23 protein-coding genes are annotated in these 24,709 nt (G+C 58.9%); 5 read left to right on the top strand and 18 right to left on the bottom strand.

Annotation, left to right across the window (positions count from 1 at the left end):
• Window positions 1-29: 29 nt before the first annotated feature.
• Together NDI54_RS17035 and NDI54_RS17030 are read left to right on the top strand one after the other, a co-directional pair.
• Window positions 30-1,166 (top strand): mandelate racemase/muconate lactonizing enzyme family protein, encoded by a 1,137-nt coding sequence (locus NDI54_RS17035; protein ID WP_310897641.1) that lies wholly within the window; start codon window positions 30-32, stop codon window positions 1,164-1,166.
• A gap of 63 nt (window positions 1,167-1,229) precedes the next feature.
• Window positions 1,230-1,688, top strand: a complete 459-nt coding sequence (locus NDI54_RS17030) for a universal stress protein (RefSeq protein WP_310897640.1) — start codon at window positions 1,230-1,232, stop codon at window positions 1,686-1,688.
• A 331-nt stretch (window positions 1,689-2,019) separates the two neighbouring features.
• Here the strand turns inward: NDI54_RS17030 and NDI54_RS17025 are convergent, their stop codons facing one another.
• The 8 genes from NDI54_RS17025 to NDI54_RS16990 all read right to left on the bottom strand — a co-directional run bounded on the left by NDI54_RS17025 (window position 2,020) and on the right by NDI54_RS16990 (window position 10,581).
• Window positions 2,020-3,054: a proline racemase family protein gene (locus tag NDI54_RS17025; protein ID WP_310897639.1), complete on the bottom strand. Its 1,035-nt coding sequence runs from the start codon at window positions 3,052-3,054 to the stop codon at window positions 2,020-2,022.
• Window positions 3,051-3,374 (bottom strand): hypothetical protein, encoded by a 324-nt coding sequence (locus NDI54_RS17020; protein ID WP_310897638.1) that lies wholly within the window; start codon window positions 3,372-3,374, stop codon window positions 3,051-3,053. The genes NDI54_RS17025 and NDI54_RS17020 overlap by 4 nt, the downstream gene beginning before the upstream one ends.
• 1 nt (window position 3,375) lies before the next feature.
• Complete coding sequence (locus NDI54_RS17015; protein ID WP_310897637.1) at window positions 3,376-4,833, bottom strand: sodium-dependent transporter; 1,458 nt, start codon at window positions 4,831-4,833, stop codon at window positions 3,376-3,378.
• A gap of 552 nt (window positions 4,834-5,385) precedes the next feature.
• Entirely contained in the window at window positions 5,386-5,763 is a 378-nt protein-coding gene (locus NDI54_RS17010) for a hypothetical protein (RefSeq protein WP_310897636.1), read from the bottom strand.
• Window positions 5,760-6,605 carry a ParA family protein gene (locus NDI54_RS17005; protein WP_310897635.1) on the bottom strand — a complete coding sequence of 282 codons (846 nt, stop codon included), beginning with the start codon at window positions 6,603-6,605 and terminating at the stop codon, window positions 5,760-5,762. Before NDI54_RS17005 ends, NDI54_RS17010 begins: the two co-directional genes overlap by 4 nt.
• Before the next feature lie 110 nt (window positions 6,606-6,715).
• Window positions 6,716-7,951, bottom strand: coding sequence for a tyrosine-type recombinase/integrase (locus NDI54_RS17000; protein ID WP_310897634.1), 1,236 nt, complete (start codon window positions 7,949-7,951; stop codon window positions 6,716-6,718).
• A gap of 547 nt (window positions 7,952-8,498) precedes the next feature.
• Entirely contained in the window at window positions 8,499-9,716 is a 1,218-nt protein-coding gene (locus tag NDI54_RS16995) for a Tm-1-like ATP-binding domain-containing protein (protein WP_310897633.1), read from the bottom strand.
• A gap of 28 nt (window positions 9,717-9,744) precedes the next feature.
• Window positions 9,745-10,581, bottom strand: a complete 837-nt coding sequence (locus NDI54_RS16990) for a phosphoenolpyruvate hydrolase family protein (RefSeq protein ID WP_310897632.1) — start codon at window positions 10,579-10,581, stop codon at window positions 9,745-9,747.
• Between the two features lie 140 nt (window positions 10,582-10,721).
• Here NDI54_RS16990 and NDI54_RS16985 point away from each other — a divergent pair, with 140 nt between their 5' ends.
• A complete protein-coding gene (locus NDI54_RS16985) occupies window positions 10,722-11,132 on the top strand; it encodes a cupin domain-containing protein (RefSeq protein ID WP_310897631.1) in 411 nt (136 codons plus the stop codon).
• Between the two features lie 8 nt (window positions 11,133-11,140).
• Here NDI54_RS16985 and NDI54_RS16980 read toward each other — a convergent pair whose 3' ends face one another.
• The 7 genes from NDI54_RS16980 to NDI54_RS16950 all read right to left on the bottom strand — a co-directional run bounded on the left by NDI54_RS16980 (window position 11,141) and on the right by NDI54_RS16950 (window position 18,867).
• Complete coding sequence (locus NDI54_RS16980; RefSeq protein ID WP_310897630.1) at window positions 11,141-12,400, bottom strand: outer membrane protein assembly factor BamB family protein; 1,260 nt, start codon at window positions 12,398-12,400, stop codon at window positions 11,141-11,143.
• Window positions 12,401-12,479: 79 nt separating this feature from the next.
• Window positions 12,480-13,223, bottom strand: a complete 744-nt coding sequence (locus NDI54_RS16975) for an ABC transporter ATP-binding protein (protein WP_310897629.1) — start codon at window positions 13,221-13,223, stop codon at window positions 12,480-12,482.
• Window positions 13,220-13,981: an ABC transporter ATP-binding protein gene (locus NDI54_RS16970; protein WP_310897628.1), complete on the bottom strand. Its 762-nt coding sequence runs from the start codon at window positions 13,979-13,981 to the stop codon at window positions 13,220-13,222. Before NDI54_RS16970 ends, NDI54_RS16975 begins: the two co-directional genes overlap by 4 nt.
• Window positions 13,981-15,123, bottom strand: coding sequence for a branched-chain amino acid ABC transporter permease (locus NDI54_RS16965; protein WP_310897627.1), 1,143 nt, complete (start codon window positions 15,121-15,123; stop codon window positions 13,981-13,983). The genes NDI54_RS16970 and NDI54_RS16965 overlap by 1 nt, the downstream gene beginning before the upstream one ends.
• On the bottom strand, window positions 15,120-16,061 hold the full coding sequence (locus tag NDI54_RS16960) for a branched-chain amino acid ABC transporter permease (RefSeq protein ID WP_310897626.1): 942 nt from the start codon (window positions 16,059-16,061) through the stop codon (window positions 15,120-15,122). Before NDI54_RS16960 ends, NDI54_RS16965 begins: the two co-directional genes overlap by 4 nt.
• 218 nt (window positions 16,062-16,279) lie before the next feature.
• Window positions 16,280-17,689 carry a substrate-binding protein gene (locus NDI54_RS16955; RefSeq protein ID WP_310897625.1) on the bottom strand — a complete coding sequence of 470 codons (1,410 nt, stop codon included), beginning with the start codon at window positions 17,687-17,689 and terminating at the stop codon, window positions 16,280-16,282.
• Between the two features lie 410 nt (window positions 17,690-18,099).
• On the bottom strand, window positions 18,100-18,867 hold the full coding sequence (locus NDI54_RS16950; RefSeq protein WP_310897624.1) for an IclR family transcriptional regulator: 768 nt from the start codon (window positions 18,865-18,867) through the stop codon (window positions 18,100-18,102).
• Between the two features lie 306 nt (window positions 18,868-19,173).
• Here NDI54_RS16950 and NDI54_RS16945 point away from each other — a divergent pair, with 306 nt between their 5' ends.
• Together NDI54_RS16945 and NDI54_RS16940 are read left to right on the top strand one after the other, a co-directional pair.
• Complete coding sequence (locus NDI54_RS16945) at window positions 19,174-20,067, top strand: GAF domain-containing protein (RefSeq protein ID WP_310897623.1); 894 nt, start codon at window positions 19,174-19,176, stop codon at window positions 20,065-20,067.
• 715 nt (window positions 20,068-20,782) lie between these two features.
• A complete protein-coding gene (locus NDI54_RS16940; RefSeq protein ID WP_406600196.1) occupies window positions 20,783-22,135 on the top strand; it encodes a sialidase family protein in 1,353 nt (450 codons plus the stop codon).
• Window positions 22,136-22,299: 164 nt separating this feature from the next.
• Here NDI54_RS16940 and NDI54_RS16935 read toward each other — a convergent pair whose 3' ends face one another.
• Genes NDI54_RS16935 through NDI54_RS16925 form a run of 3 tightly spaced genes read right to left on the bottom strand, consistent with a single transcriptional unit; the run spans window position 22,300 to window position 24,705 of the window.
• Complete coding sequence (locus tag NDI54_RS16935; RefSeq protein WP_310897621.1) at window positions 22,300-22,920, bottom strand: hypothetical protein; 621 nt, start codon at window positions 22,918-22,920, stop codon at window positions 22,300-22,302.
• A complete protein-coding gene (locus NDI54_RS16930; protein WP_310897620.1) occupies window positions 22,917-23,780 on the bottom strand; it encodes a carbohydrate ABC transporter permease in 864 nt (287 codons plus the stop codon). Before NDI54_RS16930 ends, NDI54_RS16935 begins: the two co-directional genes overlap by 4 nt.
• Window positions 23,773-24,705 carry a carbohydrate ABC transporter permease gene (locus NDI54_RS16925; RefSeq protein ID WP_310897619.1) on the bottom strand — a complete coding sequence of 311 codons (933 nt, stop codon included), beginning with the start codon at window positions 24,703-24,705 and terminating at the stop codon, window positions 23,773-23,775. Before NDI54_RS16925 ends, NDI54_RS16930 begins: the two co-directional genes overlap by 8 nt.
• Between the last annotated feature and the right edge of the window lie 4 nt (window positions 24,706-24,709).

Here is a 24,709-nt window from a genome sequence, read left to right as displayed (position 1 = left end):
ATTTCCGGTGGCCACTCGCCTCTGAAGGCATGGAGATTACCGAGTTGCGCGTGATCCCGATAGCGTACACGCTCCCGGACGGCGAAGGGCTGGGTGACGCACGGGGCTTCGGGCACGAGCGCGAGACGACGCTCGTCCGCATCGAGACCGACGAGGGGACCGTCGGCTGGGGTGAGGCCTTCGCACCCGGTCAGATTGTCGCGTCGACAGTGGACGAACTGTTCCGCGATGTGGTCATCGGGATGGACCCCTTCGACGTGGAATCGCTCGCGGAGCGCTCCTACACCGATCCATATCACTTCGGCGGCAGCGTGTTCGTCCAGAGCGCACTGAGCGCTATCGATACCGCTTGCTGGGACATCATTGGGAAGACGGTCGGTCGCCCCGTCTACCGTATGCTCGGCGGTACTGAGCGCACCTCGCTTTTGCCCTACGCCTCGACGATGTACTACACCGAACGGGACCGCCCTATCGCAGAACCGATGGAGGCCGCCGTCGACGAGGGGTTCACCGCAGCGAAAATCAAGATCGGAACTGGAACCGACGAGGACATCGAACGGGTCAGGACCGCCCGCGAGATCCTCGGCGACGACGCCCGCCTGATGGTCGACATGAACGGGAACTACCGCCCCCGGCAGGCCATCAGGACAGCGAAAGCCATCGCCGAGTACGATATCACCTGGATCGAGGAGCCGGTGCCCCCAGAGAACCTCTCGGGCTACCGCGAAATAAAGCAGCGCATCGACACGCCGCTGGCGGCCGGTGAAGCCCACTACGGTCGGTTCGAGTTCAAGCGGCTCATCGACGACCGGCTTGTCGACATCGTCCAGCCCAACCTCGCTCGGTGTGGCGGCCTTTCCGAGGCTCGCACTATCGCTGATATGGCGACGACCGAGAACGTCGCCGTGCGGCCACACATCTGGAACAGCGCCGTCGGACTGGCGGCCGCCGTCCAGTTCGCCGCCAGCGTCCCCGAGTACCCACACACGCGAAATATCCCCGACCCGATGATGGTGGAGTTCGACCGGAGCCCGAACCCGCTCCGGGACGACCTCCTCGAATCGCCGTTTGATCCGTCTGGCGGGTCACTCGCCGTTCCACAACAACCCGGGCTCGGCATCGAGATAGACGCGGCCAAACTCGAAGCGTATCGAACGGACCGCTGAGCGACAGGAGCGATAGAGTCTGTCGTTGAAACTTTTATCATCCTGTCAATACATACCAGATATATGGAGCGAGCACTCGTTGTTATCGACGACACTGACGAGCACAGAGACCTGTTTGCCGAGGCGGTAGAGATCGTCCACGGGACCGGCGCGGAGCTGGAACTGTTCTCGTGGGTAACCCCCGACGAGTTCGAGCGCGACGTTGAAACGCTCGAAGCCGCCGAGCAGGCCGGAAGCGGGACGTACTCGAACGCCTCCGCGAACGACATCGTGACGAATTTCGCCAACTCCTTCGCCAAGGATGTTTGTGGCAGCGATGTCCCCGAATACGACGTTTCTTCAGCAGTGACCGAGGACGACGCGGTCGCCGAACACATTCTCGACGCGGCGCGGCGGTCCGACTGCGATCACGTGTTCCTCGTCGGCCGCCGGCGCTCGCCGACCGGCAAAGTGCTGTTCGGCGACGTGGCCCAGGAAGTCATCCTCAACTTCGACGGGAACGTGACGGTCTCGATGTCCTGACAGCCACGGGAGAGTTCGACCTCGCGGTTCCGAAGTCACACGGTTACGACTCCGCTGTGAGAACGCCGGCATGGGGTTTTCCCCGAGGAGAGCCACCACGAATCGGGGTCGACAGCGCGGCTGTCTGGCAAGACACCCGACCCCGAGATACTGGCCCGCACAGCCACGTCGGCACGTTTATCAACGGAAAGTATGTAGATATAATCTTCAATTATAGCCACATATAATCAAGGAATGGATTCGTATTCCGATTTTTGAGATTATATTTGCTATTCTATCGTGATAGACGGTAAATATACCCAGGTTTGGGGAGCCTGCTCTTATAAAACAGTCACTCCCGCTCGTCCGAGGCGATACGCAGGCTCGTCATCGGGTCGCGGGAGTCTTTCACGAAGGTGTGCTTGCCCGTGATCCGGGCAGTCCCGGTTATCGTCGGGACGACGACCGTAACGCCGTCTCGCTGCTTCGTTTCGGTGATACAGCCCTCGAAGCGGGTGCCGATGATGCTCTCGTGGATGTACGGTTCGTCGACTGAGAGCTTTCCGATGTCGTGTAAGAGCGCCATCTTCGCACACGTACCGGTCCCACACGGCGAGCGGTCGACCTGCCCGTCACCGAAGACGACAATACTGCGGTCGGCCTCGGCTGGGGACTCGTAGATCTCGGTGATAGAGATCGACCCGGGGTCGCCCGTGAACGGATGAACGATGTCGAGTGCGTCGTTGACGGCGGCACGGATTTCGAGTCCCCAGTCGATGAACTCGTCCGTTCGAGTGGTATCGACGCCGACACCGAGCTGATCGCTGTCGACCAGGGCGAAGAAGTTCCCGGCATAGACGACATCCACGCTGAGCGGCGCATCCAGAAACGAGACGGGGACAGTCGTCGATCCGTAGACGAACGACTCGACGTTCTGTATCGTGACCCGTTCGACACCGTCTTCGTTGTACTCCGGGCTCGCTTCGACGATGCCAGCCGGCGTCTCCACGCGGATGAGGGGCTCGGAGGAGAGGTATCCCAGGTCGAGGAACGCGGAGACGACGCCGATCGTTCCGTGTCCGCACATGTCCAGGTACCCCTCGCTGTCCATGAAGAACACACCGAGGTCGGCGTCGTCGTCATGTGGTTCGAACGCGACTGCGCCAAACATGTCGTCGTGTCCTCGCGGCTCTCGCATCAGCAGTTCGCGGACCCAGTCGTATTCGTCGGCAAAGGACTCGCGTTTCGCCCGGATGCTGTCGCCAGCAAGTGGGGACCCATCGAGCCAATCAAGCACGATGCGTGTCGGCTCGCCTTCCGTGTGTGTGTCGACGGTGGTAAACGAGGCGTCCGTCGGCAGGTCGTCGAAGTCTCGGCTGGCTCTCATTTTTCGATCGTCTCCAGGGCCTCGATTTGCTCGTCGGACCAGTCGTAGTAGGGTTCGTCGGTTTCACGGAGCGTCCGGACGCACTCGTTGTATCGTTCCCGGGCCTCAGCGACGTACGGATCGTTCGGGTTCGCATGGATCCACTCGCCGAGTTCCCGTAACGCTCGCGGCGAGTAGCTGTCGATACGTCCCTGGTCTCTGATCAGCGCGAGCTTTCGCTCCTCGGTGCGGAGCGAGCGAATGAGGACAGCGGTCGCAATGCCGGGCAACACGAGTATCGTGAAAAGCATCGTCGCCCAGGCGACGGCCGAGAGCGCCATCTCACTCACCCCCCTCCGACGCGGGAGTTCCGGACGCGCCGTCGATGACGCTCATCACGGCCGTGCTCCCGAGGACGAGCGTTGCCATGAGCGCGACGCCGAGTATCATCAGCGTCTGGTTCTCAGTGCCTATGCTCGAAACGACGCCGTAGCCGAGGATGAACACCACGACGAGCGGGACGACGTACTTGACGACCGGGTTCCACCACTGACCGACATAGACTCCGGCACACCGGTTGAGTTCGATCACGCGGGCGCGCTCGGGACCGAGCTTCCAGGCAACGAGCGCGATGATCGAGAGCGTCGCCAGCGGGAGCCCAAAGGTGCCGAACATGAAGTCCATCTGCCCGAGGAACGACGACGAGTAGGCACTCGGGAGCCCGAGCAGCCAGATAGCGCCACAGACCGCCAGCACTGCGCCGGTTCGTGAGAGTCCCGTCTCCTCGGCGACGGTCGTCACGCCGACCTCGGTGATGCCCAGCCCGGAGGTGAACGTCGCGAAGAAAAACGAGACGAAAAACACGATGGCCCACATCCAGCCACCGGCTAGCTGTGGGAACACCTCGGCCAGTGAGATGAACAGCAGATTAGACCCCGCACTCGGTTCGAGTCCGAACGCGAAGACGGCGGGGAAGGTCGCAAACACCGCTAGCAGGCCGATGCTCGTGTTCCCAACGGCAGTGAACAGGCCTCCACCGAGCGGGACATCGTCGTATCGCCCGAGATAGCTGCCGTAGGTGAGCGCGATCCCCCATCCTAACCCCGTCGAAAAGAGCGCTTGGCCGAGCGCGGCGACCCAGGTACTCCCGCGAGTGAGGTACGTCCAGTCGGGCGTGAAAATAAACGCCAGCCCGTCCATCCCACCTGGAAGGGTGATGCCGCGCACCCCGACCGCGATGAGCGCGACGACGAGCAGCGGTATCATCCACTTCACGACGCGCTCGATACCACGCCGGATGCCGAACACGAGGACCCCGGCGAGACCAGCCATCGTCAGTGTATGCATCCCGATAACGAGCATCGGACTGGAAATAAATCCGTCCCAGAACGCCTGCGGCTGGAATCCGGCCTGTGTGAACGTCAGAAGCAGCGAGTGGCCAGCGTAATAAAACGCCCACCCGATTATGGGCGCGTAGTACGACATCAGTGCGACGTTGACGAGGAGCACGACGAGACCGAGCCCGAGACCCTTCCCGCCCCCGAGAAGTTCCCTGAACGTACCGATAACGCCGTTGTTCGTGTACCGGCCGATCATCGTTTCTGCCATGAGGCCGGGAATCGCAATGAGGTACAACAGAACGACGTATATCACGAGGAACGCCCCACCGCCGTTTTGGCCTGTGGTAAACGGCATCCGCCAGATGTTACCTGCGCCGACCATCGCCCCCAGCATCGCCATGAGGAAGCCGAACCGGCTTCCCCACTCCTCTCTTGCTGTTCTAGCCTCGGATTCGTCCATGTTAATTTCACTCATTCATAGTGGCGGGAAGTGTTATATTGGTCACCGACCATGTTTGGGGCACTCACTAGGACTCGCTCTGCGCGCTGGTCGTTGTTACGGACGGCAGTTTCGGCTCTGTTGAAACCCTATTCTTCAGACACATTCTCATCTGTAGTGTCTGGTCGCTAAGGACTGTGTAGTCACTGTCACGCAACGGATGTTTATGTGTAGCTGATGGCACTACCTACGACAGATGGCTATACTCACCACCTACACAACTCAACTCTACAGAATACTTTGTCAAAATAGCTAATCCCTCTAACCAAACAGTATAGCTAACAAATATAGCTATCAAAAATAGCTGGTAAGCATAGCCACATAGCCGATTCACACAAAATATCTTTATGGTATAGTCGGAGAGCACACCCACACAGTTCAGTCCATCACCCCAGCGATTCCGACGATTTTCCTCGGATCGCTACCAGACCACCGCGTATTGGGCCAACGGGCAGCTACAATACGACGACCGTCGGTCACTACAAGAACTGGTCTGGAGAGACTGAAAAAGAATCAGCGCGGTGTCGTTGACTGTTCCCAGTCGTAGCCCCACTCGCGCAGTTTCGCAGCGACGAGATCAGGGTTATCCATCGCAACGACGAGAGCCGCTTCCAGCGCGTCGGTTTTGTAGACATCCTCACCGACATCATCCTCTAGATTACGGAGAAACGTAGACTCACGTGCTTCGACATCGGGCCGAATAAAAATCGGCCGTTGTTTGCGGTCTTCCTTGACAGAACTGCGACGGAATTTGTACGGAATATCAGGCTGACCCGCATCTTCCGGAGCTTCCGAGTCGGGCTCGATCTCCGCAGTTTCGTCCGACCGTTCTTCTGTATCCGGATCCGAGTCTGATTCCGCAAACGGGTCGTCACCGGAGCCAGATTTCATGCTGTCGCCTCCTGCTCTCGGGTTTGTCGGAGATGGGCGGCCAGTTCTTCGAACTGCTGTAACGTTTCGAGTTCGTACTCCCGTTCCCGGCTACGGTGTTTGTCAATGTACTCGAAGGCCGAACACTGCTTGCGCCAACAGCCCTCAAGTAGCGACGTGCGCTCGCGGAACACTACCGGAATGTCATACGACTCCGCCCGGAGCCGCTTGAGCATCTCTTCTTGATCGTTCGTCCCCTTGAACCGATTCGGGACTGCGGCCAATACGCCCACGTTGATGTTCAGCGTCTCCTCTAGCCCGGTAACGAGATCTGCCAGCCCCTCGACGGACTGCTGGCCCTTGCCGCTCGGTTCGAACGGAATAACGAGGTGTCGAGTCGCATGGAGCGCGTTGTACAATTTCACGTCGGCGGTCGCCGGCGGATCTATGATAACGGTATCATATTCTGATGGGACCCCTGCGTCCTTTAATACGCGAAGGAGCTGGACGTTCGGGTTCCAGTTCTCACCGAAATCAGCTGCTTCCTCTTCCCGGCGTCGCAGGTGCTTCGAAAGGACTTCTAGAGAATTGTGCGCAGGGAGGATATCGACACCTTCAGAGGTTTCAATGAGGTCAGCGAACGGTCCACGAGGCCGTTCGACGAGGTGCCGAACTAAGCTGTCGGCCTCCGAGTCTGTTCGGTGATCCGCAACATCGAACAGGAACGAGAGGCTGCCCTCCTGTGGGTCCATATCGATTGCCAGTACATCGTGGCCAGCACGAGCATCGGCGACAGCAAGGTTCGCCGCCATTGTTGTCTTGCCGACCCCGCCGGCCTCGCTGTACACAGTGTAGGTGAGCATATCGGACAGAATACACTGAGTAGATATAAAGATTAGTCAGACGATATAGCTATATAGTATAGCTGATGTGGTTCACCACTATAGACACCTCACGAATCCACGACCGCAGATCAGCTGTCGAACAGTCCCGCAAGCGTCTCGCGCATCTCCGCCCGTCGATGCGAACGCGCTTCAGATTCAGAGAGATAGTTGTCGAGGACGACCTGCGCAGACGCCGAACCCTGCTCCGCAGCAACGTCCTCAAACCGTTCCGCGACACGCCTGACAGCGGCACCGTAGGCCGTATACCAGAATCTGCGGCCTGTTTTCGGCGTTGGCCTTTCGCCATCGACGGTGACATTTGCAGTTTCGGCCACGGATTTGAACCGACGGCGCACAGTCTCAGCGGTTAGGTGACCACTCTCCGAGGCTGGAGAAGGAAGGAGGTATCCGCTCCAGTCCGTGTCAGATAGCGTTTCGATCCGACGTTCCACCGTCTCTAGCCCGGTCAAGAGAGCCACGGTTCCGGGCCCGTTTTTCCGTTCACCCTCGTCAAACTCAATATACGGGTGTGAGCCATCCTCTTGCTCCAAATTGAGCTGTCGAATATGCAACGATGCGACTTCACTCGGTCGGAGCCCCCAGCCACAGCAGGCGATCACAATGAATCGGTCTCTTAGATCCGTCGCCGCGGTGTAGAGTCGCTGCACAGCATCGCGATCAAGTGCTTTGTTGTCCCAAGATGGGGTCTCGTCCCAACCAAACCGGATCTCAAGGTCAGCCAGTGGGTTGTACTCGGCGTCCCCGAACATCACCAAATGCTTGTAGAACTGCCGTGTGTCCTGGACGTATTTGCGCCGTGACGCAAGCGTCGTCAGCGCGTCATCGAGTTGATCTAATGCGTCAAACGTCGTTGCGACCCGCTCCATCTCCGCGACGCGTTCGTCAGGATTCTCCAGCGGTGCAAGCAAATCTTTCGTATAGTGAATATTGGTATATACTTTGGCGTATCGGCGTAGAATCGACCGCCGAGTGTCGATTGTCGCCTCCGCACGTCCACGACGCGTTTCTAGTTCATCGAGATAGTTCTCGATAGCCCGACGTGTGTTATCGGAGAGAAAGTCAAAAGAAGCCCGTGACCTCTCTACTTTCGGTACTCCGATCTCGTCATAGAACTGGGCCGGAGACAGGTCGAACTGCCGCTGGAGATGCTTGACGAATCCCGGAAACTGTCTGTTAATCCACGCATAGGAGGGAGTTTCGACGGTGGGATCGAAGTCGTCGTTTTCCATCATCGGCACGACGGTCTCGTGATAGAAGGACTCACAGTCAGACAAGTCCATAGTCGAGTAGAGAGTTTCAGTCATTGGATTTTGATTTGGGCACATAGAGTACAGTAACAACGGAGCGGTCGTGACTGGTTCATCTGCATCGCCGATATTTCGTATGTAGCGTATTCCAGTCGAACTACTAATACTTTGTCTTGTTTTGTTTTCTGCATGAGAAACCCACAACAAGACAAATATCGCCACTCGTATTACCGCGGGGTATAAACTCTATAATGCTATACCAAATTTCATCGTCCTCTGGCTCTCTTTCCGAGGGCCCGGAAACGACCAAAGAAACCGTGAGGCTTCTCGGTTCGGAGGTCTAGCTTATCAAGAGGCGACTATCAGTGCAGTGTCCAGGAACAGCTGAAGCAATTCCGGAGGAACACTACCCTCGCCAGTATTCTCCCACACGTACTACTTCTCCGTTGCGGGTTCTGAAAGACTAGTGATTGCACGAATTAGCCATGCCAGAGAAGACGAGGTTACGAGACAATCTCTTGGACATGATAAAAGCAGTCTACAACTGGTCCGCTGGTGCGGTTGTCACCGTTACAAATATCGCTCACGCTTGCGGGAGAGGGTTTCAGCTGTCTCCCTCTCCATCCATGTACGCTTCGAGTGTCTCCACGATGCGTCGAGCGAACGCTGCATCGTTTATTGCGGCATCGGATTCGATTAGTTCGACCCCGTCATCCAGATGGGCACGGAACGCATCGAACAGGGCTTGGTCGGCTTCAGGATCGTGAAAGTCCCCACCGGGTTCATCAAGCATCGAGACGCCACCAAGCGGGAGCGCGAGCGCCGTCGGTCCGGTCGCGGCGTTGAGTTTCTCAGCGATGATCCGTCCGAGTTCAGTGTTTTCTTCCGGTGTCGTTCGCATCAGCGTTACCTGTGGATTGTGGACGTGGAACGTCCGGTTCTCGAACTTCTCCGGGACAGATTCACGCGGCCCGAAGTTGACCATATCGAGCGCACCGGGAGCGACGACCTGTGGAATCCCCGTCTCGGCCGCCGCGTCGAGTCGGTCAGGGCCAGCGGACAGCACCCCACCGACGAGTTCGTCGGCCCATTCCGTGGTGGTCACGTCGAGGACACCGTCGATGACGCCTTCTCGGATGAGATTCTCCATCGCTCGGCCGCCGGTTCCGGTTGCGTGGAAGACGATGGTTTCGTACCCGCTGTCTTCCAGCACCTCGCGCGCCGTCTGGACGCACGGTGTGGTGACGCCAAACATAGTTATCCCGATGGTCGGCTTCTCGGACAGCTCCACCCCGGGGTCGTTGGCGACCATGCCCACCATCGCTAGCGCTGCGTTGGCAATGACTGTCCGTGAGAGTTGGTTCAGTCCCTCGATGTCAGCGACGGAGTACAGCATCGCAATGTCGGTGGCCCCGACGTAGGGTTCGGTATCTCCTGAAGCCATCGTCGAAACCATGAGCTTCGGAACCCCCACAGGAAGCGCTCGCATCGCGCTTGTGGCGATTGACGTGTTCCCCGACCCACCCAGCCCGAGAATCCCATCGAGCGTCCCCGCCTCGTGGAACCTGGTCGCGATAGCCGCCGCACCATCACCCATGACTTCTATCGCTACACCGCGGTCCTCGTCCTCGCGAAGCGCTGCGAGAGACGAGCCACCCGCCTGTGCCACCTCGTCGGCAGTGGTATCAGGTTCGATTTCCGGGTCACCCATCACACCGACATCCACCAGGTGAACGTCGATGCCCTGGGCCTGGATGATATCGCGTGCGAAACCGATTTCTTCGCCCTTCGTGTCGAGTGTGCCAACGATGACGACGCTCATCGTATGCACCTCACTCGTGTCGGTCGGTTCATGAGACGGTCATGTCCTTGAACTCGCGTGCCTGTTTTTCGATTGCGTCTTCAGTAGCGAGGCGCTCGATGCTGGAAGCGCCGAAGAAACCGACGACGCCGTCAGTATTGTCGAGGACGTACTGGGCGTCATCGGGCCAGGCGATGGGGCCGCCGTGGCAGATGACCATCACATCGTCGTTGACGCTTTTTGCGGCGTCATGATGTGCCTGCACGCGCTCGGCGGCCTCATCCAGGCTCAAAGCAGTCTCCGCGCCGATATCACCCGAGGTGGTCAGTCCCATGTGCGAGACAATCACGTCGGCACCGGCTTCGGCCATCTCGCGGGCCTGTAACTCGTTGAACACGTAGGGACAGGTGAGCATCCCCTGCTCACTGGCTTCCCGGATCATTTCGACCTCCTGATCGTAGCCCATCCCGGTCTCTTCGAGGTTCTTCCGGAAGGAACTGTCCTCGTCGATCAGGCCGACTGTGGGGAAGTTCTGGACGCCCGAGAACCCGCGGCGTCTGAGGTCTTCGATAAAGACATCCATCTCGCGGAACGGATCGGTGCCGTTGACACCCGCCAGGACCGGCGTGTCCTCGACGACAGGTAAGACCTCCTGCCCCATCTCCAGCACGATTTCGTTGGCGTCGCCGTACGAGAGCATGCCAGCCAGCGATCCGCGGCCGTTCATCCGGTACCGCCCAGAGTTGTAGATGATGAGCAGATCGACCCCACCGCGTTCGGCGAACTTCGCCGAGATACCCGTGCCTGCCCCTGCTCCGATAACGGGTTCGTTGTCCTGTACAGTCGATTCTAACCGCTCTAGAGACTCGGTTCGTGCGAACTCCATGTGCGTTGAAACTATCGATAGAATCCCTAATCAAGATTGGGGTTCAAACTGGCGCTGTTCGTTCTTTCGACCCTGTTGGACCATAGTGTAGAGATCTAATCACAATATTTAACACATCTTGCTGTGCGATACCATACGTTATGGCAGCAGACCAGCGGTTCGTCCAGCCAGACGATGTCGAGACGATACAGCTAGACTGGGGGACACTGAAGTGGATGAACGCCCCCAACGTCACCGGATCCGAGGGGTTCAGTGCCGGTGTCGTGGTCCTCGAACCCGGGAAAGGACACGAGCGACACACCCACCCAGACAGCGAGGAGATCCTCTACTTCCTCAGCGGCGAGGGCGAACAGACCGTTGCGGACGAAGAGCGATCCGTCAGCGCGGGTGAGATGGTCTACATCCCCAGCGGTGTCGAACATAGCACCATAAACACGTCCTGGGAGCCGCTTCGATTCATCGCCGTCTACTGTCCGCCCGGCCCGGAAGCCGAGATACGCGACCTCGACGAAGCGACGATTTTCCCGCCGGGTGACGTTCCGGGTTCGTAAGCTGAACCTTATTCCACAGCGTACACTGTCGCGTCGGTCCCGCCGAAGTAGAGAGCGCCGTCGACGAGCGCTGGGCTGGAGCCGACACCCCGACCACCGATCTCCAGGAACCACTCCTCGTCACCGTCGGTCGTGAGCGCGTGCACACCGACGCCGTTGTCCCCTTCGGTCTGTCGGTGGCTCCCGACGTAGAGGTGCTCGTCCGTCACGACTGGACTGCTCCCGATCTCGAGGGCCGGTGTTTCGAAGGCCCATTCCTCCGTGCCATCGGTTCGGTCGAACCGGAATATCTTGGCGTGGTTCGTCGTAGGGTCGTCGAGCGTGTTGTACGGCGTATGGCCGATATAGACTGCTTCTTCGTCGACGGCGACGGACCCCGAGATGTACCGTCCGGCCGTGTCCGCGAGCCACTCCTGATCCCCCGTCTCCGCATCGACGGCGTGAACATTGCCGTTCCAATCGGTGATGTATACGGTTCCGTAGGCGACGGCTGGGCTCGACCAGATCATGTCCCGGGTGTCGTACGTCCATTCGATGTCGCCCGAAGCAGGCGTCAGTGCATACAGGGTCCCGTCGGACGCACCGATATACACGTACTCGTCAGTGACTGCCGGGCTGCTCACTACCTCGGTGCCGACCTCGTACCGCCAGTTCGTCTCTCCCGTCGCGGCATCGAGCGAGTAGATCCAGCCGTTTTCCGGCACGTCGGTTTCGTCGGCGTACCACGCACAGGCGAGGTTGTGGCAGCCGACGCCGACAAAGACCGAGCCGTTCCACACCGTCGGACTGCCTCGAATCAGGCCGCCAAACGCTCGTGACCACTGTTCTGTGCCGTCCACCGCATCGACGGCGTACAGGTGCCTATCGTATGACCCGACGTAGACCGTCCCATCGCGGTAGGCCGGTGTGCCTTCGATCCGATGCTGTGTCGGGAACGTCCATTCTTCGGCCCCCGTCTCAGCGTCGAGTGCGTACAGCGAATTATCCGCACTACCGATGTAGACGGTCCCGTTCACCACCACCGGACTCCCCCAGAACGGCCCATCGGCTTCGTAGGTCCACTTGGTCGACGGACTCGACCCGATTGCTGTGGGGCCACCGGTGTAACCAGTGTTGTATCGACTGCCCCGAAACGTCGGCCACGAGGTGATCGGTTCGGAAATCGGGTGCTCGGTGCGCACAGTACCCAGACTCTGACAGCCAGCAGCGAGAGTGACTGCGGCTGTCGAGAGCGACGCGAGAAACTGCCGACGGTTGCTGTTCGCCATCTGTGGCACCTTGTGACGCTGATGGAATAATGGTATCGGCGCTCAGGGACGTGTGACGGTGTCGCCGGCTGGACCGTCGCTATACGACGAGGTACTCGTCGAGGTCTTTGTTTTCGAGTTCCTCGACGGTGCCCTCGTAGACGATGTCGCCCTGGTCAAGGACGTATCCGCGGTCTGCGATGCGAAGCGCCTCGCGGACGTTCTGCTCGATGAGCAGCACCGTCAGCCCCTGGTCGGCGATTTCCTCGATGGAGTCACCGACCGTCTTGACTATCTGTGGAGCCAGCCCCTCCGTCGGTTCGTCCAGCAGCAATAGCTTCAGATCCGGTAATCGGAGCGTCCGCGCAATCGATAGCATCTGTTGTTCACCACCGGAGAGCGTGCCGGCTTCCTGTTCCCGTCGTTCCTCCAGTCGAGGAAACAGGTCGTAGAGCTCCCCGAGGGTCATCGTGCTGTCGTCGCCACCGAGCCCGCCCCGACGGATCGTGTTCCACCAGCCGCGGGTGATCTTGGACATTTCGAGGTTCTCCTCGACAGTCAGTTCGGTGAACAGGCGACGCCCCTCGGGAACGACGCCGATGCCGCCCATTGCGACGTTATCGGCCGGCCAGTCCGTAATGTCTGTGCCGTCGAAGCGTATCGTTCCGGACCGAACCTCTGGCGGTTCGGTCCCAGCGATGCTCCGAACGGTGGTGGTCTTGCCGGCCCCGTTCCGTCCGAGGAGTGTGACGATTTCACCCGCTTCGATGCTGAGCGAGACGCCCCGCAGGATGTGACTCGGTCCGTAATGGGCGTGGATGTCATCCAGGTGAAGCAGGCTCATGCCTCTCCACCTCCGCCGAGGTAGGCTTCTCTGACGGCCGGATGCTCTCTGATTTCCTCCGGCGTTCCGCGTGCAATCAGCTCTCCCTGGTGGAGCGTGAAGATGCGGTCTGAAACGTCGAAGACGATGTCCATGTCGTGCTCGACGAGGAATATCGTCATTCCCCAGTCGGTCAGCAGGTCGCCGATGAGATTCACCGTCATTTCGGTCTCCGCCGGAGACATCCCGGCCGTCGGCTCGTCCATGAACAGCAGGTCCGGATCGGTCGCGAGTCCAATCGCGACTTCGAGCCTGCGTTTGTCACCGTACGGGAGCGACCGAGCGTCCGAATCGGCCTTCGAATCGAGCCCGATCGTTTCCAGAATGTCGTCCGTCTGCGCTTGCACTTCCTCGAAGGAGTCCCGACGACGGAGGAAGTTGATCCTGAACGAACCGTGCTCCGCCGCGAAGGACGCGACCTGAATGTTTTCACGCACCGTCAGCTCTGGCAGAATCGACGCGGTCTGGAACGACCGACCGACCCCGAGTTGCGCGATTTCGAACGGTTTCATCCCGACGAGGTCGGTCCCGTCGTAGTAAACATCGCCCCGCGTCGGCGACAGTTGTCCCGTTATCGTATTGATGAGCGTCGACTTCCCAGCGCCGTTCGGACCGATAAGCGAGACTAGCTCACCCGCTTCGACAGCCAAGTCGACATCGTTGAGCGCCGTGAGACCGCCGAATTCCTTCGTTAGCCCCTGTGTTTCGAGCAGCGACATCAGCGCTCACCTCCGGACGGTCCAAGGTTCGCGAGCCACCGTTTCGTTTTCGCCACCAGTTCTTTCGGGTCACGGAGCGCCGCAGTAACGTCCGTGAGCATGCCCCAGATTCCGTCCGGATAGATCCACACGACGATGGTGAACGACAGCGATAGCAAGAGCAACCAGTAGTTGCCAAGCGTCGGGAACCCGTTGACGATGCCCTTGAAATAGAAGAAAACGAACGTCCCGATAACGGGTCCGGCGAGTGTTCCCAGCCCGCCGAGGACGGTCATCACGACGATGTCACCGCTGACGGACCAGTACAGCCGTTCGACGCCGGCGAACTGCGTGTTGACAGCCATCAGACCCCCGGCAAGTCCGACAATCGCCGCCGAGAGGATGAACGCCGCGAACTTGTAGCGCCAGACATCCAGTCCCATAAACGCCGTCCGCGTCTCGTTTTCCCGGATCGACTTGAATATCAGCCCGTAGGGCGACTTTCGGATTCGCGTGATGAGCGCGACGACGGCGACGAAAAACACTCCGATGAAGATGTAGAGGTTATTCACCAGGAGTGTGCCGATGAGACCACTGTATTCGTGTTCCAGGTCGATGATTCCCAGGAGTGCAACGCGTGGGATTTCGAGCCCGTTAATCCCCCTCGTTATCTCGACCAGCGGCTCCCGAGCGAGGAAATAAAGCAGCTGGGCGATCGCGAGCGCGACGATGGAGAAGTACACGGTGTGCAGACGCAGCAATATCAGCGCCGAGACAACGCCGAGGGCCACCGCAGCCAGCATCCCGACGAGGACGACGACGAGTGGTTCATTGTACACGTGAATCGCGAATAGCGCTGCGGCGTAACTCGCCGTCCCGAAGAACATGGCGTGGCCAAAGGAGAGGAGTCCCGTCTGCCCCAAGAGAAGGTTGAATCCGAGAGCGAATATCGACCAGATGAGGACAGTCATCGCGAGTCCGTGGTATCCCCGTAGAATCCCAGAGACGACAGGTGCGCGTCCGAATATGTACGAGAACGAGAGCACGAACAGGACCGACGACAGGACGACGAATCGTTCAGTGTGCTTGATTCGATTCCACGTCTCCCAGCTAACCAGCGTCGAGTCGCCGTTGACACTGTTGCGAATCGTATCAATACTCATTGGCCCACCTCCGTGGAGGGGAAGATCCCGTTCGGTCTGAGAGATAAGACCACGATTGCCAGCAGGTAGATACTGGCCCGGGTCATGCTCGGCATGAGTTCGGTGGCTGTCGCGAAAAAGAGGCCGGCCAGCAGCGCGCCGACCACTGTCCCTCTGAGGCTGCCGACGCCGCCCATTATCACGATGACCAGCGAGGGGATGATTATCTCCATGCCGATTCCGGAAGTGACGTTAAACAGCGACCCCCCGAGGACACCCGCCAGACCCGCGTACGCGGACCCGACCGCGAATATCAGCAGGAACGGCCGTCCGACTCGGATGCCGAGCATCTCGGCCATCTCCGAGTCCTCCGTCCCCGCACGCACGGCGAGCCCGTAGTCGGTGTACCTGAAGAACGCGAAGATGGCCAGGATAAGAACGAACGTGAGTGCGACGACCAGCACACGTATCGTCGATGCCGCGCTCATCCCGGGCGGCGTGCCGATGACGGGAAGCGATATCGCGCCCGTGAGCCACTCGGGCCGGGGATAGATAGTCCCCGTCCGGCCAAAGATGATGGCAACGAACTCCTGGGCGGCGATCAGAACCCCGAACGTCACCAGCAACTGTTCGAGCAAATCGCGTTCGTAGAACGGCTTCGCGAGGAACCGCTCCATGACGATACCGAGGACGAAAATAATGACCGGGGTCAGTATTAACGCTGGAATGAACCCCCAGCCGAGCCCAATCTGACCCGCATCGCTCAGGAGCCCGCCGTACTGCTCGCTCGACGCGATAAGGAGGCCGATGTACGCGCCTGCCAGGTACAGCACACCGTGTGCCATGTTCACGTATTTAAGCGATCCGAACACGATCGAGAGCCCGACTGCGACGAGCAAGTACAGGGACGCGACGCTCAGCGCGATGAACAGGAATCCGACGATTCCATCGATACTCATGGCTGCCACCTCGGGACAGGTGTGATTATCCGTCTCATAGTGTGTACGATTTGTACTGCATCCATCATGTATGTTAACCTTGTGCTTCGGTGGACTTCGGGGAAAACTCACGTCGTGTCGGACCACCGCCGTTCGCGCACGAACCACCGTACTATTGGTTCAACGCCCGTCTCGGCGTCCAGTTGTTGGCCCGCCCACGGCTCGGTAGCTGTCTGTCGCTACTCGTCTCCGTACGGGTTGTCTCCCATAGCGCAGTTAGATGCCGGGAACGAACTGCAGTCGTAGACCAGCGGGTCGGTCGTCTCGACGATTTCCGTCCGGATACCGAGTTCTTCGGCGCGGTCGTCACCGACGCCACGCACGAGATACCACGGTCGTTCGACCTGGTGATCGCAGGTCCGGTACGCCGACTCGCCCCACGCGAGACTCCACTCGAATTCTTCGAGCGTTCTGACCACCGTCGGTGGGTGGAAAGTGCCGGCCTCCTCAACCGCGGCCGCGTAGACCATCATCGACTCGTAGGTGTGCATCGAACTCTGGTTGGGCGTCTCGTCGTACTCCTGTCGATACGCCTCAGCGAACACCTGGCTGGGCTCGTTGTCGGCGTTGGGGTTCCACGGTTCCATCCCGAGGACCCCCTCTGCGTCCGCACCCAGGGGATCGAGCGTGAACGCGCTGACGTGTGGGATGATGACATCGATATCGTCGGTGAGTCCGGCATCGCGCAGCTGTGCGAGGCCGCTGGCGGCGAAGTTCCCGAAACTAGAGAAGTACAGCGTGTCGGCGCCGGATTCTTCGAGCGCCTGTATCTGGGAGCTATGGTCGGTCTCACCCTCCGCGATAGCGGCCCCACCAGCGTCTTCCCACGGTCCCTCTTCCGTGAGGTACTTGCGAGCAGCATCGCGGTTGGACTGCCCGTAGGAGTAATCCATGTAGATGTGGAACAGCGACCGGTCCTCGCCGAGCACGGCCGGGGCGGCTTCGCCCATCGCCATCCCGATGATCTCCGCGTGGAAGGTTGGATGAAAGTAGTACCGCGAACAGTTCTCTCCAGAGATACCCGCGGAGGTGGAGTTCCCGCCCATGAACGGCACTTTCTCGCGCTGGGCGACGTTCTGCATCGCCATCGTCACCGTACTGGACATGCCACCGGTCCAGAACTGGATGTTGTCCCGCTGAATCATCCGGTCGATGTTGTCCTGGGCCGTATCAGCGCTTCCCGCTGTGTCGGCCTTCGTCGGTTCGATCTGGTGACCCATGATACCGCCGCCGCTCAGCCGGTCCCAGTAGTCTACGAGCCCCCCGCCGTTGTTGAGGTGTGTGACCGCCAGATCGAACCCCTTCTCCTGGTCTTGGCCATCGGGACCCAACGCTCCCGAAGTCGGTCCGTTGAATCCGATGGAGACCGTATCGCCCTCGGGTGGGAAGTTCCCGATAGCGGCGTACTCGGTACCGCCGTTGCCGTCGCTGCCACCGCTACTGTCCCCGTTACCGGTGGTGCCACCATCGCCGCCGCTGCCCCCGTCACCACCCGAGCAGCCGGCGAGGCCGGCAGCGATGCCAGCGGTTCCGATAGCTTTCAGATAGCTTCGCCTGGACCCGTCCACCGCTTCTGCATCTCTGGTCATAGTTTGAACGTCCATGAAAGAATGGTATAACAACATATTTAAATCTTCTGCAATATTAATGATGTTGAATAGGTTTCGAAAACCAAGTTCGGCCCGGCGTGGACGGATAGTCTGTGTGATGTCCACAATCAATCATTTTGTTTTCGTGTCTGTCCCCCGGCAGCTATCGCACCGATCAAAAACCGAGCGGTTACCGAGAGTATTCACATAATGCGAATAGAGCAAGTTTGGTCTGGTAGATACTGTCTCAGCGAACCGCCAGTTAAGCCATACAGTTGCTTTAACGCAGGGCGTTCGTATACTTCGATAGGAGCGCCAGAACATCCGATTGGTGATCTGACGGACTCAAACTAACACACGTACAGACGTTATTTCGGCCGTCAAATAGCACCGCAAAGATGACCGACTGGCTACGATTGGAGTGTGGATTCCAGTGAGCTCACGGCCTCAAGCAGCTGCTCACCCAGTTCGTGGTTGATCCGCGTTCGATCGATCCGATACTTCGGTCCGCCCACACTCAGACCGCCGAGGATCGTCCCATCGTCGCGGTAGACGGCTGCCCCGACGGCAACGAGGCCGGGTGCGAACTCCTCGTCGACGATGCCGTACCCCCGCTCACCGGTCTCGGCCAGTTCGTCGAACAGTCGTTCCCGGTCGGTGATCGTGGCCTCAGACTCCCGTGGCAGTCCCCACTTATCGAGTATCCGCTCGACACGAGTCGGGTCAAGTTCCGACAGAATGGCTTTGCCAGCGGCGGTATTGTGGAGGTAATACTCCGAACGGTAGTCGGTTTCATCCTCTGTCGTCGCCGCGTTACCCGAAGTCCCGTGGAACATCAGCAGCCGGCCATGCTCGAAGATAGTGAAGTTGGCTTCCTCACCAGTCGTCTCGGCCAGGTCTTCGAGGACAGAACTGACGCGGTCGCGGTTGGGATACCGCGCTCTGACTCTGTCACCCAGCAGCGCCACTCTAAAGCTCACCCGGTACACACCGTCTGTTTTCACCAGATATCGGCTGTCACGGAGCGTGTCGAGGTGGCTGAGAATCGAACTCTTCGGACTGTCGACCATCCCGTCGAGTTCTGCCAGCGTGAGTCCATCGTGTTCCAGAATCAGGGTGAGAATACGCAACGAGGTCTGGGTCGTTTTGAGCGTTCGTCGCTCGGTATTCTCTATCATACCGTATTCATACTGCGCCGTTTTGATAACTGTTTGCATAATGTGAACACTACGCCGCCGAGAGCGTATTATTCGCATTATGTGAATATTGACTGGAAGTACTGCCAGTACTCAACAGTCGACAACGGACGGACTGGGGACATGAACCCCATAATAGTAATTGGATTGACTTATTTGAACGGCCCAAATTGGTCCCACGAACGGACTTGGCACGGCTAAGGGTGCGACCGGTAGGGGCAGGAATGCAATAGAGAGACTCCACAGGAAGGTTTTTATCTGGTGTCTGTGTTAACTGTCCACAGGAACATGGGTAGTCCACGAGACAGACCGTCTGAGTTGCTAAATACGGAGCAGTATCTGGAACTGCTGTCAAGCTTTCAGCGGCTTACTGGTGTCGGCGTGTGGTCCTACAGGGTGGCGACGGAAGAGACATGGTGGAGCCGACAGGCAAAGAGAGTCCACGGTGTCGATCCGGACCAGCAGCTCTCGTTTGCCGACCTCGTCGCCCAATACACCGATAGCGACGAAGAGGAGGTGCTCCGGCTATTTACCGAGGCAGCTTCGAATACCGAACCGTTCACCGTCGACGTGGCGCTTACCGGGGCGGGCACGACCGAGCGGTCGATACAGATACACTGCGAGCCGCGTGAAACGGCAGGCGGAGAACTATGGTTGTACGGGACCGTTCAGGATATCACCGACGTGAAACGACGCGAACAGCGCATCGAGGTGCTTCGGAAAACGAGTCAGGAACTTCGGTCTGTGAGCTCACGGAAGGACGTTGCTGAAATCCTCGCCGACGCCGCGAAGAACATCCTCGGACTGGTCAATACGACGGTTCGGTTGGTCGATACCGACGCCGACCTGCTGCGAACTGTCGTGGCTACCGAGGAGTGTGTTGCGCGGGCTGGCGACCGACCTGATTATTCCGTGGACGAGGAGACCCCCGCTGCACGGACCTTCCGGACCGGCGACCCCGAGCTCCATGCGGACCACGAACTGACCGCAGATGATCATAGCCGTGGTGATCTTCAGTCCGGGCTGTACGTCCCTATCGGTGAACACGGTGTCCTCAGCGCCGGTGATGTCGTCGTCGACGCCTTCGCGGAACACGATCTCGAAGCCGCCGGACTTCTCGGCCAACTCGGTGCGGAGGCAATCACACGCATCGGCTGGGTCAGGCGGTCACGTGCGGTCTGAGATTGTTCGAATCGAGTACTACTATTGATCCGACAGCCCCGATGAGAGTTCTCAATGGGCGTCTTCCGGAGATAGTCCAACTAGCGGGTGTCGGACGGACAATATAACTCCAAAGAGATTGACTGCGTGACGAATTATCCGTAGTGATAGTTATCGGAATAACGTTACAAATCTATTTCTATTCTTCGAGGTTTCGAATTACTTTTAGTTATTTTAGAGTCGTTGGAGGTGATAATTAAATATAGCACGGTATTTCACAGTCGTAGTAGCCCTATATCACTCTAAATACTCAGATAGGTATACAAATTATAGACATAGGGATTTTCTAACCATCATATGCTGACATCTGGGCTGTAGTGAACATGAATGCGACGGTAGTTCGTCGATTGCGTCGACAGCATCGCTAATCGCGACTGTTGTGTGTTAAGAACTGACGGCGATATCGGTGGTTCCTCACGCCGTATTTTCACGGGTCCGGTTCCAGCCTTAACCGATGGAGGTCCTGAAACCTTTCATTAGTGTTTAAAACACGCTAATTTGGGCGTATAGAAGGCACGAAACATTTCCATTCTCCGAGATTGTGCGCTGTAGAACGAGATGGCACTCCTACTGAAAACACCCGAAAGGCCAGCGAACTACTGCAAAAGTATCCCTGGGAAATAATAACACAATCTTTATTGAAGATTTGTGAGAAGACGGAATCGGAGTCGGAGATATGAGAGATATACCGTTCAGTAGTCACAGCAGTCGGAGAGAGTATTGCAAGACAATGGCAGCACTGGGTGGGACGATGTTTGTCGGAACTGGATCAGCCCAGTCCGAGACCAACAAGCCCGGAGGCAAGTACAGCGGTGATGTACTCTATACCCCTCCGGAAGGTACACCTGCCCCAGGGTCGCTGTATCCCCGCGTCACACGCTTGGAACACGCCGGTCCAGGGAATAGTTGCGGGAACAGTCAGAGTGGACGTGGCCCCCTCCTCGCTACCTTCGAGTTCTATCCGTCGATGAGCGGCGGGTCGACCCCGTACTTCCCCGTGTACCGGAGCACTGACGGCGGCCGTTCCTGGTCGAAGTACTCGGAGATACACGATACGAGCGGGAAAGGGTGGGGACTGCGATACCAACCGACACTGTTCGAACTCCCAGAGGAAGTTGGACCCTGGCCGGCCGGAACGGTGCTTGCCGCCGGTAACTCGATTCCGATTCTGGACGACCCCGAAGACGTTCCCGAGGGTCAGATCGGCGAACTCGGCGAAACAAAAATCGACCTGTACGCAAGTACCGACGAGGGCGAGACCTGGGAGTTCGTAAGCACCGTCATTACCGGTGGGAAGGCCGTGCCGTACGCCGGCAACAGTCCCGTCTGGGAACCGGAACTCGCGCTCGACGACGACGGGAACCTCGTCTGTTACTTCGCCGACGAACGGATGGGGACCGACGATGACTACAATCAACTGGTTGCGTACAAGGCCTCCGAGGACGGCGGCCTGACGTGGGGCGACGAGCAGTTCGTGGCTGCCGTGTCCGACGGGGTGACCCGACCAGGAATGCCGACCATCACTAAGCTGCCCAATGGCAGGTACATGATATGCTATGAAGTGGTCGGGGAGGACGATGTAGACGGGGAAGTTCACGTCAAAACCTCACCCGACGGTCGTGACTGGGGGGAGCCATCCGACCTCGGAAACCCGGTCGTCACAGGAGACGGGCGGCGGTTCATCAACGGACCCTACGTCACGTGGACGCCGCGTGGGGGAGAGAACGGTACTGTCCTGGTTTCGGGTAAACAACTGGTCGATGAAAATCGAGAACTTGTCGAGGGCAACGGTGAGGTTGTCCTCGCGAACACCGACTTGGACGGGAGCGGCGACTGGACGGCACTGAAAGCACCGCTCTCGTTCGAAACTGAGAGTGATCTCGACGGGCGTATTTTCGTCGGCTGGACGACGCCGATTCTGCCCTCACCGAACGGAAAGCAGCTACTACAGTTCACCTCGACTGCGTCCAGTTCAGAACTCTGTGAGATCCGGTATGGCAAACGACCGCTGAAACTGAACAAGCTCTAAGACGGACTGCTACACGTCTCGATCGGACCGACTGCCTGTACTCTCTTCGCGATAACGAGAAAGGCAGTCCGAATCGCCGGGGCAAAGCACGGTAGAGCCATCACTGCCAACAATACTTTTTCGACGAACAAGGAGCCCAGAAGGGTGCTATCGCCGTCGTTTCGCTAGGTACCCGCCGGACGAAGCGAATCAGCAGTCAGCTCCGTATGGAACGTCGCCGCCAGCGCCGGAAAGATCAGCGGGAGCGCAATCGTGAGAAGCGTACAGATGACGAACAGCGTCCCGGTGACGATACCGACGAGGACGGTCACGACCGGCCGCTCGACCGACCAGCGGTAGCTGGTGGTGACGGCTTCGACAACATCGGTCCCGCCGGCGAGCGACACGAAAGCCAGTGCGAAGACGACCCAAACGTGATAGGCCAGGTAGACGCCGACCGCGCCGAACAGACCAGCGTATCCGGTGCCGGTCGTTATGAACTGGTCCAGATAGAGGACAGCAATAACCGGAAACACAGCCATCAGGCCGCTGAACAGGACCGCATCGAGCCAGTGGTTACGAAGCGTTGCTGCGATTTCTGTCCGGTCAACGTATCCCTTTTCGCGGACCGAGCGGACCGCTGCGTACGCCCCGAGCGTCGACGGCCCGACCGTGACGAGCGGCAGCGACGCGAGCACCCAGCCGACGCTGATCGCGACCATCGGAACCGGATGGTCGTACACCGTCCGGAACGCGGTTGCGAGCGCGCGGTGGACCGACAGGGTCCCCTCGGTCGATTCAGTCATCCAGTTGCACCCTGCATCTGCACTGCCCGGACGAGCTGTCCCTGGAAGAGCAGATAGACGATGAACAGGGGAAGCGAGCCCAGGATAGCCACGGCCATGTGGAGGCCGGGCGTGTCGATGTTCCCCTGATACAGATTGACGAGCCCGATCGGCAGCGTGTAGGCCGTTTGTTCCGACAGCACCAAGAGTGGCCAGAGGAACGCGTTCCAGTTGTAGACGAACATGAACAGCGCCAGCGCCGAGAGAATCGGCTTGGCGAGCGGAAGGATGATCCGCGTGTACACCTGGAAGGTCGAGAACCCGTCCAGCCGCGCGGCCTCCTCGTACTCCTCGGGAATGTCCTTGAAGAACTGATAGAGGAGGAACACGCCAAGCGGACTGGCAACCGCGGGCAGGATAACGCCCCAGTAGGAGTTAATCAGCCCCAGATCCGAGACGATCTGGTAGAGCGGGACGATGTTCATGTAGTACGGCACCATGAAGCTCGCCAGGATTATCCCGAGGATAGCGCCCTGGCCCGGCCAGTCGAGGCGGGTGAGCGAGAACGCGATCATCGAGTCGATGACGACGATCAGTAACGTCGCCCCGCCGGCGATGATGAACGTGTTGATCGTCCATTCGACGACCAGCGTGTTGTTCAGCAGGTACTGGTAGTGTTCCAGCGTCACCGGCTCGCCGACGAGCGGCGGAATCCAGTACGGACGCGGGTCCCGCAGCAACTCGTTTGGCTGGAGCGACCGGGAGATCGTATACAGGTACGGAACTGCCATCAAGAACGCGAGTCCGTACAGGAACACGTGAAGCAACGCGTTCCGGACGCGATCGCTACCGAGACGTGACCGGGAAGTAGTGTCAGTCATTGCTATCACCGATAACCTTGAAGTTGATAATCGCTATGACGATGAGGATAGCGACGAGGACGTATCCCATCGCCGCCCCGTAGCCGAACTCCTGCTGTGAGAACGCGCTCCGGTAGAGATAGTAGACGAGCGTGTCCGAGGAGTTTTTCGGACCGCCCTGCGTCATGACGTAGGGTTGTGCGAATACCTGAAACTGCAGGATGAACTGCACCATGACCACGAACACGATGGAGTTGCGCATCTGTGGCAGCGTGATGTCCTTGAACGCTCGCCATCCGTGCGCGCCATCGAGCTTGGCCGCCTCGTAGAGTCGGTCGGGGATGCTCTGGCGGGCAGCCAGAAAAATCACGAAGTTGAACCCGACCAGCCACCACACGGTCATGAACGCGAGCGCTGGCATCACCAGGTTCATCGACGTGAGCCATCCCGGCGGGTTCGCCATGATGAACCCCAGGTAGTAGTTTATCAACCCGTAGCTGGTCGAGTACACCTGGGCCCAGACCAGCGTCACGACAGCAACAGTCAGGACGTAGGGGCTGAAGTAGATGGCCCGGAGCGTTCGTTTTCCGGCCACGTTCTTGTTCACGCCGAGGGCCATCACGAGCCCGAGAATCACGAGCAGCGGGACCGAGATGGCGACGAAGAGGAACGTCCCCTCCATGGCGTTGTAGAACACCGGGTCGTTGAACAGCTCTATGTAGTTCTGCAGGCCGACCCATTCTGTCTGTGAGAGGTCGAACTTGTTCGGATACGTGTGGAGACTCATGTAGAGTCCCCGAACCGCGGGCCAGACGAGGAACACCGCGAAGACGGCGAGATACGGGAGCGACCAGACGATACCCTCGATTGTCTCTTTCCGCACGCCGCCGATGGTCTTGCGCTTCGTCGTGTCCGCACCTCCCGTAAATCGTTCTGTCAGCCCCATCCGT

Source organism: Haloarcula terrestris (assembly GCF_031624315.1).
GTDB lineage: Archaea > Halobacteriota > Halobacteria > Halobacteriales > Haloarculaceae > Haloarcula > Haloarcula terrestris.
This window is presented reverse-complemented; position numbering and strand designations above follow the sequence as displayed.

Excerpts from the sequence above, each read along its gene's own strand:
- NDI54_RS17035 (WP_310897641.1), top strand. The coding sequence starts at position 30 with ATGGAGATTACCGAGTTGCGCGTGATCCCGATAGCGTACACGCTCCCG.
- NDI54_RS17030 (WP_310897640.1), top strand. The coding sequence starts at position 1,230 with ATGGAGCGAGCACTCGTTGTTATCGACGACACTGACGAGCACAGAGAC.
- NDI54_RS17025 (WP_310897639.1), bottom strand. The coding sequence starts at position 3,054 with ATGAGAGCCAGCCGAGACTTCGACGACCTGCCGACGGACGCCTCGTTT.
- NDI54_RS17020 (WP_310897638.1), bottom strand. The coding sequence starts at position 3,374 with ATGGCGCTCTCGGCCGTCGCCTGGGCGACGATGCTTTTCACGATACTC.
- NDI54_RS17015 (WP_310897637.1), bottom strand. The coding sequence starts at position 4,833 with ATGGACGAATCCGAGGCTAGAACAGCAAGAGAGGAGTGGGGAAGCCGG.
- NDI54_RS17010 (WP_310897636.1), bottom strand. The coding sequence starts at position 5,763 with ATGAAATCTGGCTCCGGTGACGACCCGTTTGCGGAATCAGACTCGGAT.
- NDI54_RS17005 (WP_310897635.1), bottom strand. The coding sequence starts at position 6,605 with ATGCTCACCTACACTGTGTACAGCGAGGCCGGCGGGGTCGGCAAGACA.
- NDI54_RS17000 (WP_310897634.1), bottom strand. The coding sequence starts at position 7,951 with ATGACTGAAACTCTCTACTCGACTATGGACTTGTCTGACTGTGAGTCC.
- NDI54_RS16995 (WP_310897633.1), bottom strand. The coding sequence starts at position 9,716 with ATGAGCGTCGTCATCGTTGGCACACTCGACACGAAGGGCGAAGAAATC.
- NDI54_RS16990 (WP_310897632.1), bottom strand. The coding sequence starts at position 10,581 with ATGGAGTTCGCACGAACCGAGTCTCTAGAGCGGTTAGAATCGACTGTA.
- NDI54_RS16985 (WP_310897631.1), top strand. The coding sequence starts at position 10,722 with ATGGCAGCAGACCAGCGGTTCGTCCAGCCAGACGATGTCGAGACGATA.
- NDI54_RS16980 (WP_310897630.1), bottom strand. The coding sequence starts at position 12,400 with ATGGCGAACAGCAACCGTCGGCAGTTTCTCGCGTCGCTCTCGACAGCC.
- NDI54_RS16975 (WP_310897629.1), bottom strand. The coding sequence starts at position 13,223 with ATGAGCCTGCTTCACCTGGATGACATCCACGCCCATTACGGACCGAGT.
- NDI54_RS16970 (WP_310897628.1), bottom strand. The coding sequence starts at position 13,981 with ATGTCGCTGCTCGAAACACAGGGGCTAACGAAGGAATTCGGCGGTCTC.
- NDI54_RS16965 (WP_310897627.1), bottom strand. The coding sequence starts at position 15,123 with ATGAGTATTGATACGATTCGCAACAGTGTCAACGGCGACTCGACGCTG.
- NDI54_RS16960 (WP_310897626.1), bottom strand. The coding sequence starts at position 16,061 with ATGAGTATCGATGGAATCGTCGGATTCCTGTTCATCGCGCTGAGCGTC.
- NDI54_RS16955 (WP_310897625.1), bottom strand. The coding sequence starts at position 17,689 with ATGACCAGAGATGCAGAAGCGGTGGACGGGTCCAGGCGAAGCTATCTG.
- NDI54_RS16950 (WP_310897624.1), bottom strand. The coding sequence starts at position 18,867 with ATGATAGAGAATACCGAGCGACGAACGCTCAAAACGACCCAGACCTCG.
- NDI54_RS16945 (WP_310897623.1), top strand. The coding sequence starts at position 19,174 with ATGGGTAGTCCACGAGACAGACCGTCTGAGTTGCTAAATACGGAGCAG.
- NDI54_RS16940 (WP_406600196.1), top strand. The coding sequence starts at position 20,783 with ATGAGAGATATACCGTTCAGTAGTCACAGCAGTCGGAGAGAGTATTGC.
- NDI54_RS16935 (WP_310897621.1), bottom strand. The coding sequence starts at position 22,920 with ATGACTGAATCGACCGAGGGGACCCTGTCGGTCCACCGCGCGCTCGCA.
- NDI54_RS16930 (WP_310897620.1), bottom strand. The coding sequence starts at position 23,780 with ATGACTGACACTACTTCCCGGTCACGTCTCGGTAGCGATCGCGTCCGG.
- NDI54_RS16925 (WP_310897619.1), bottom strand. The coding sequence starts at position 24,705 with ATGGGGCTGACAGAACGATTTACGGGAGGTGCGGACACGACGAAGCGC.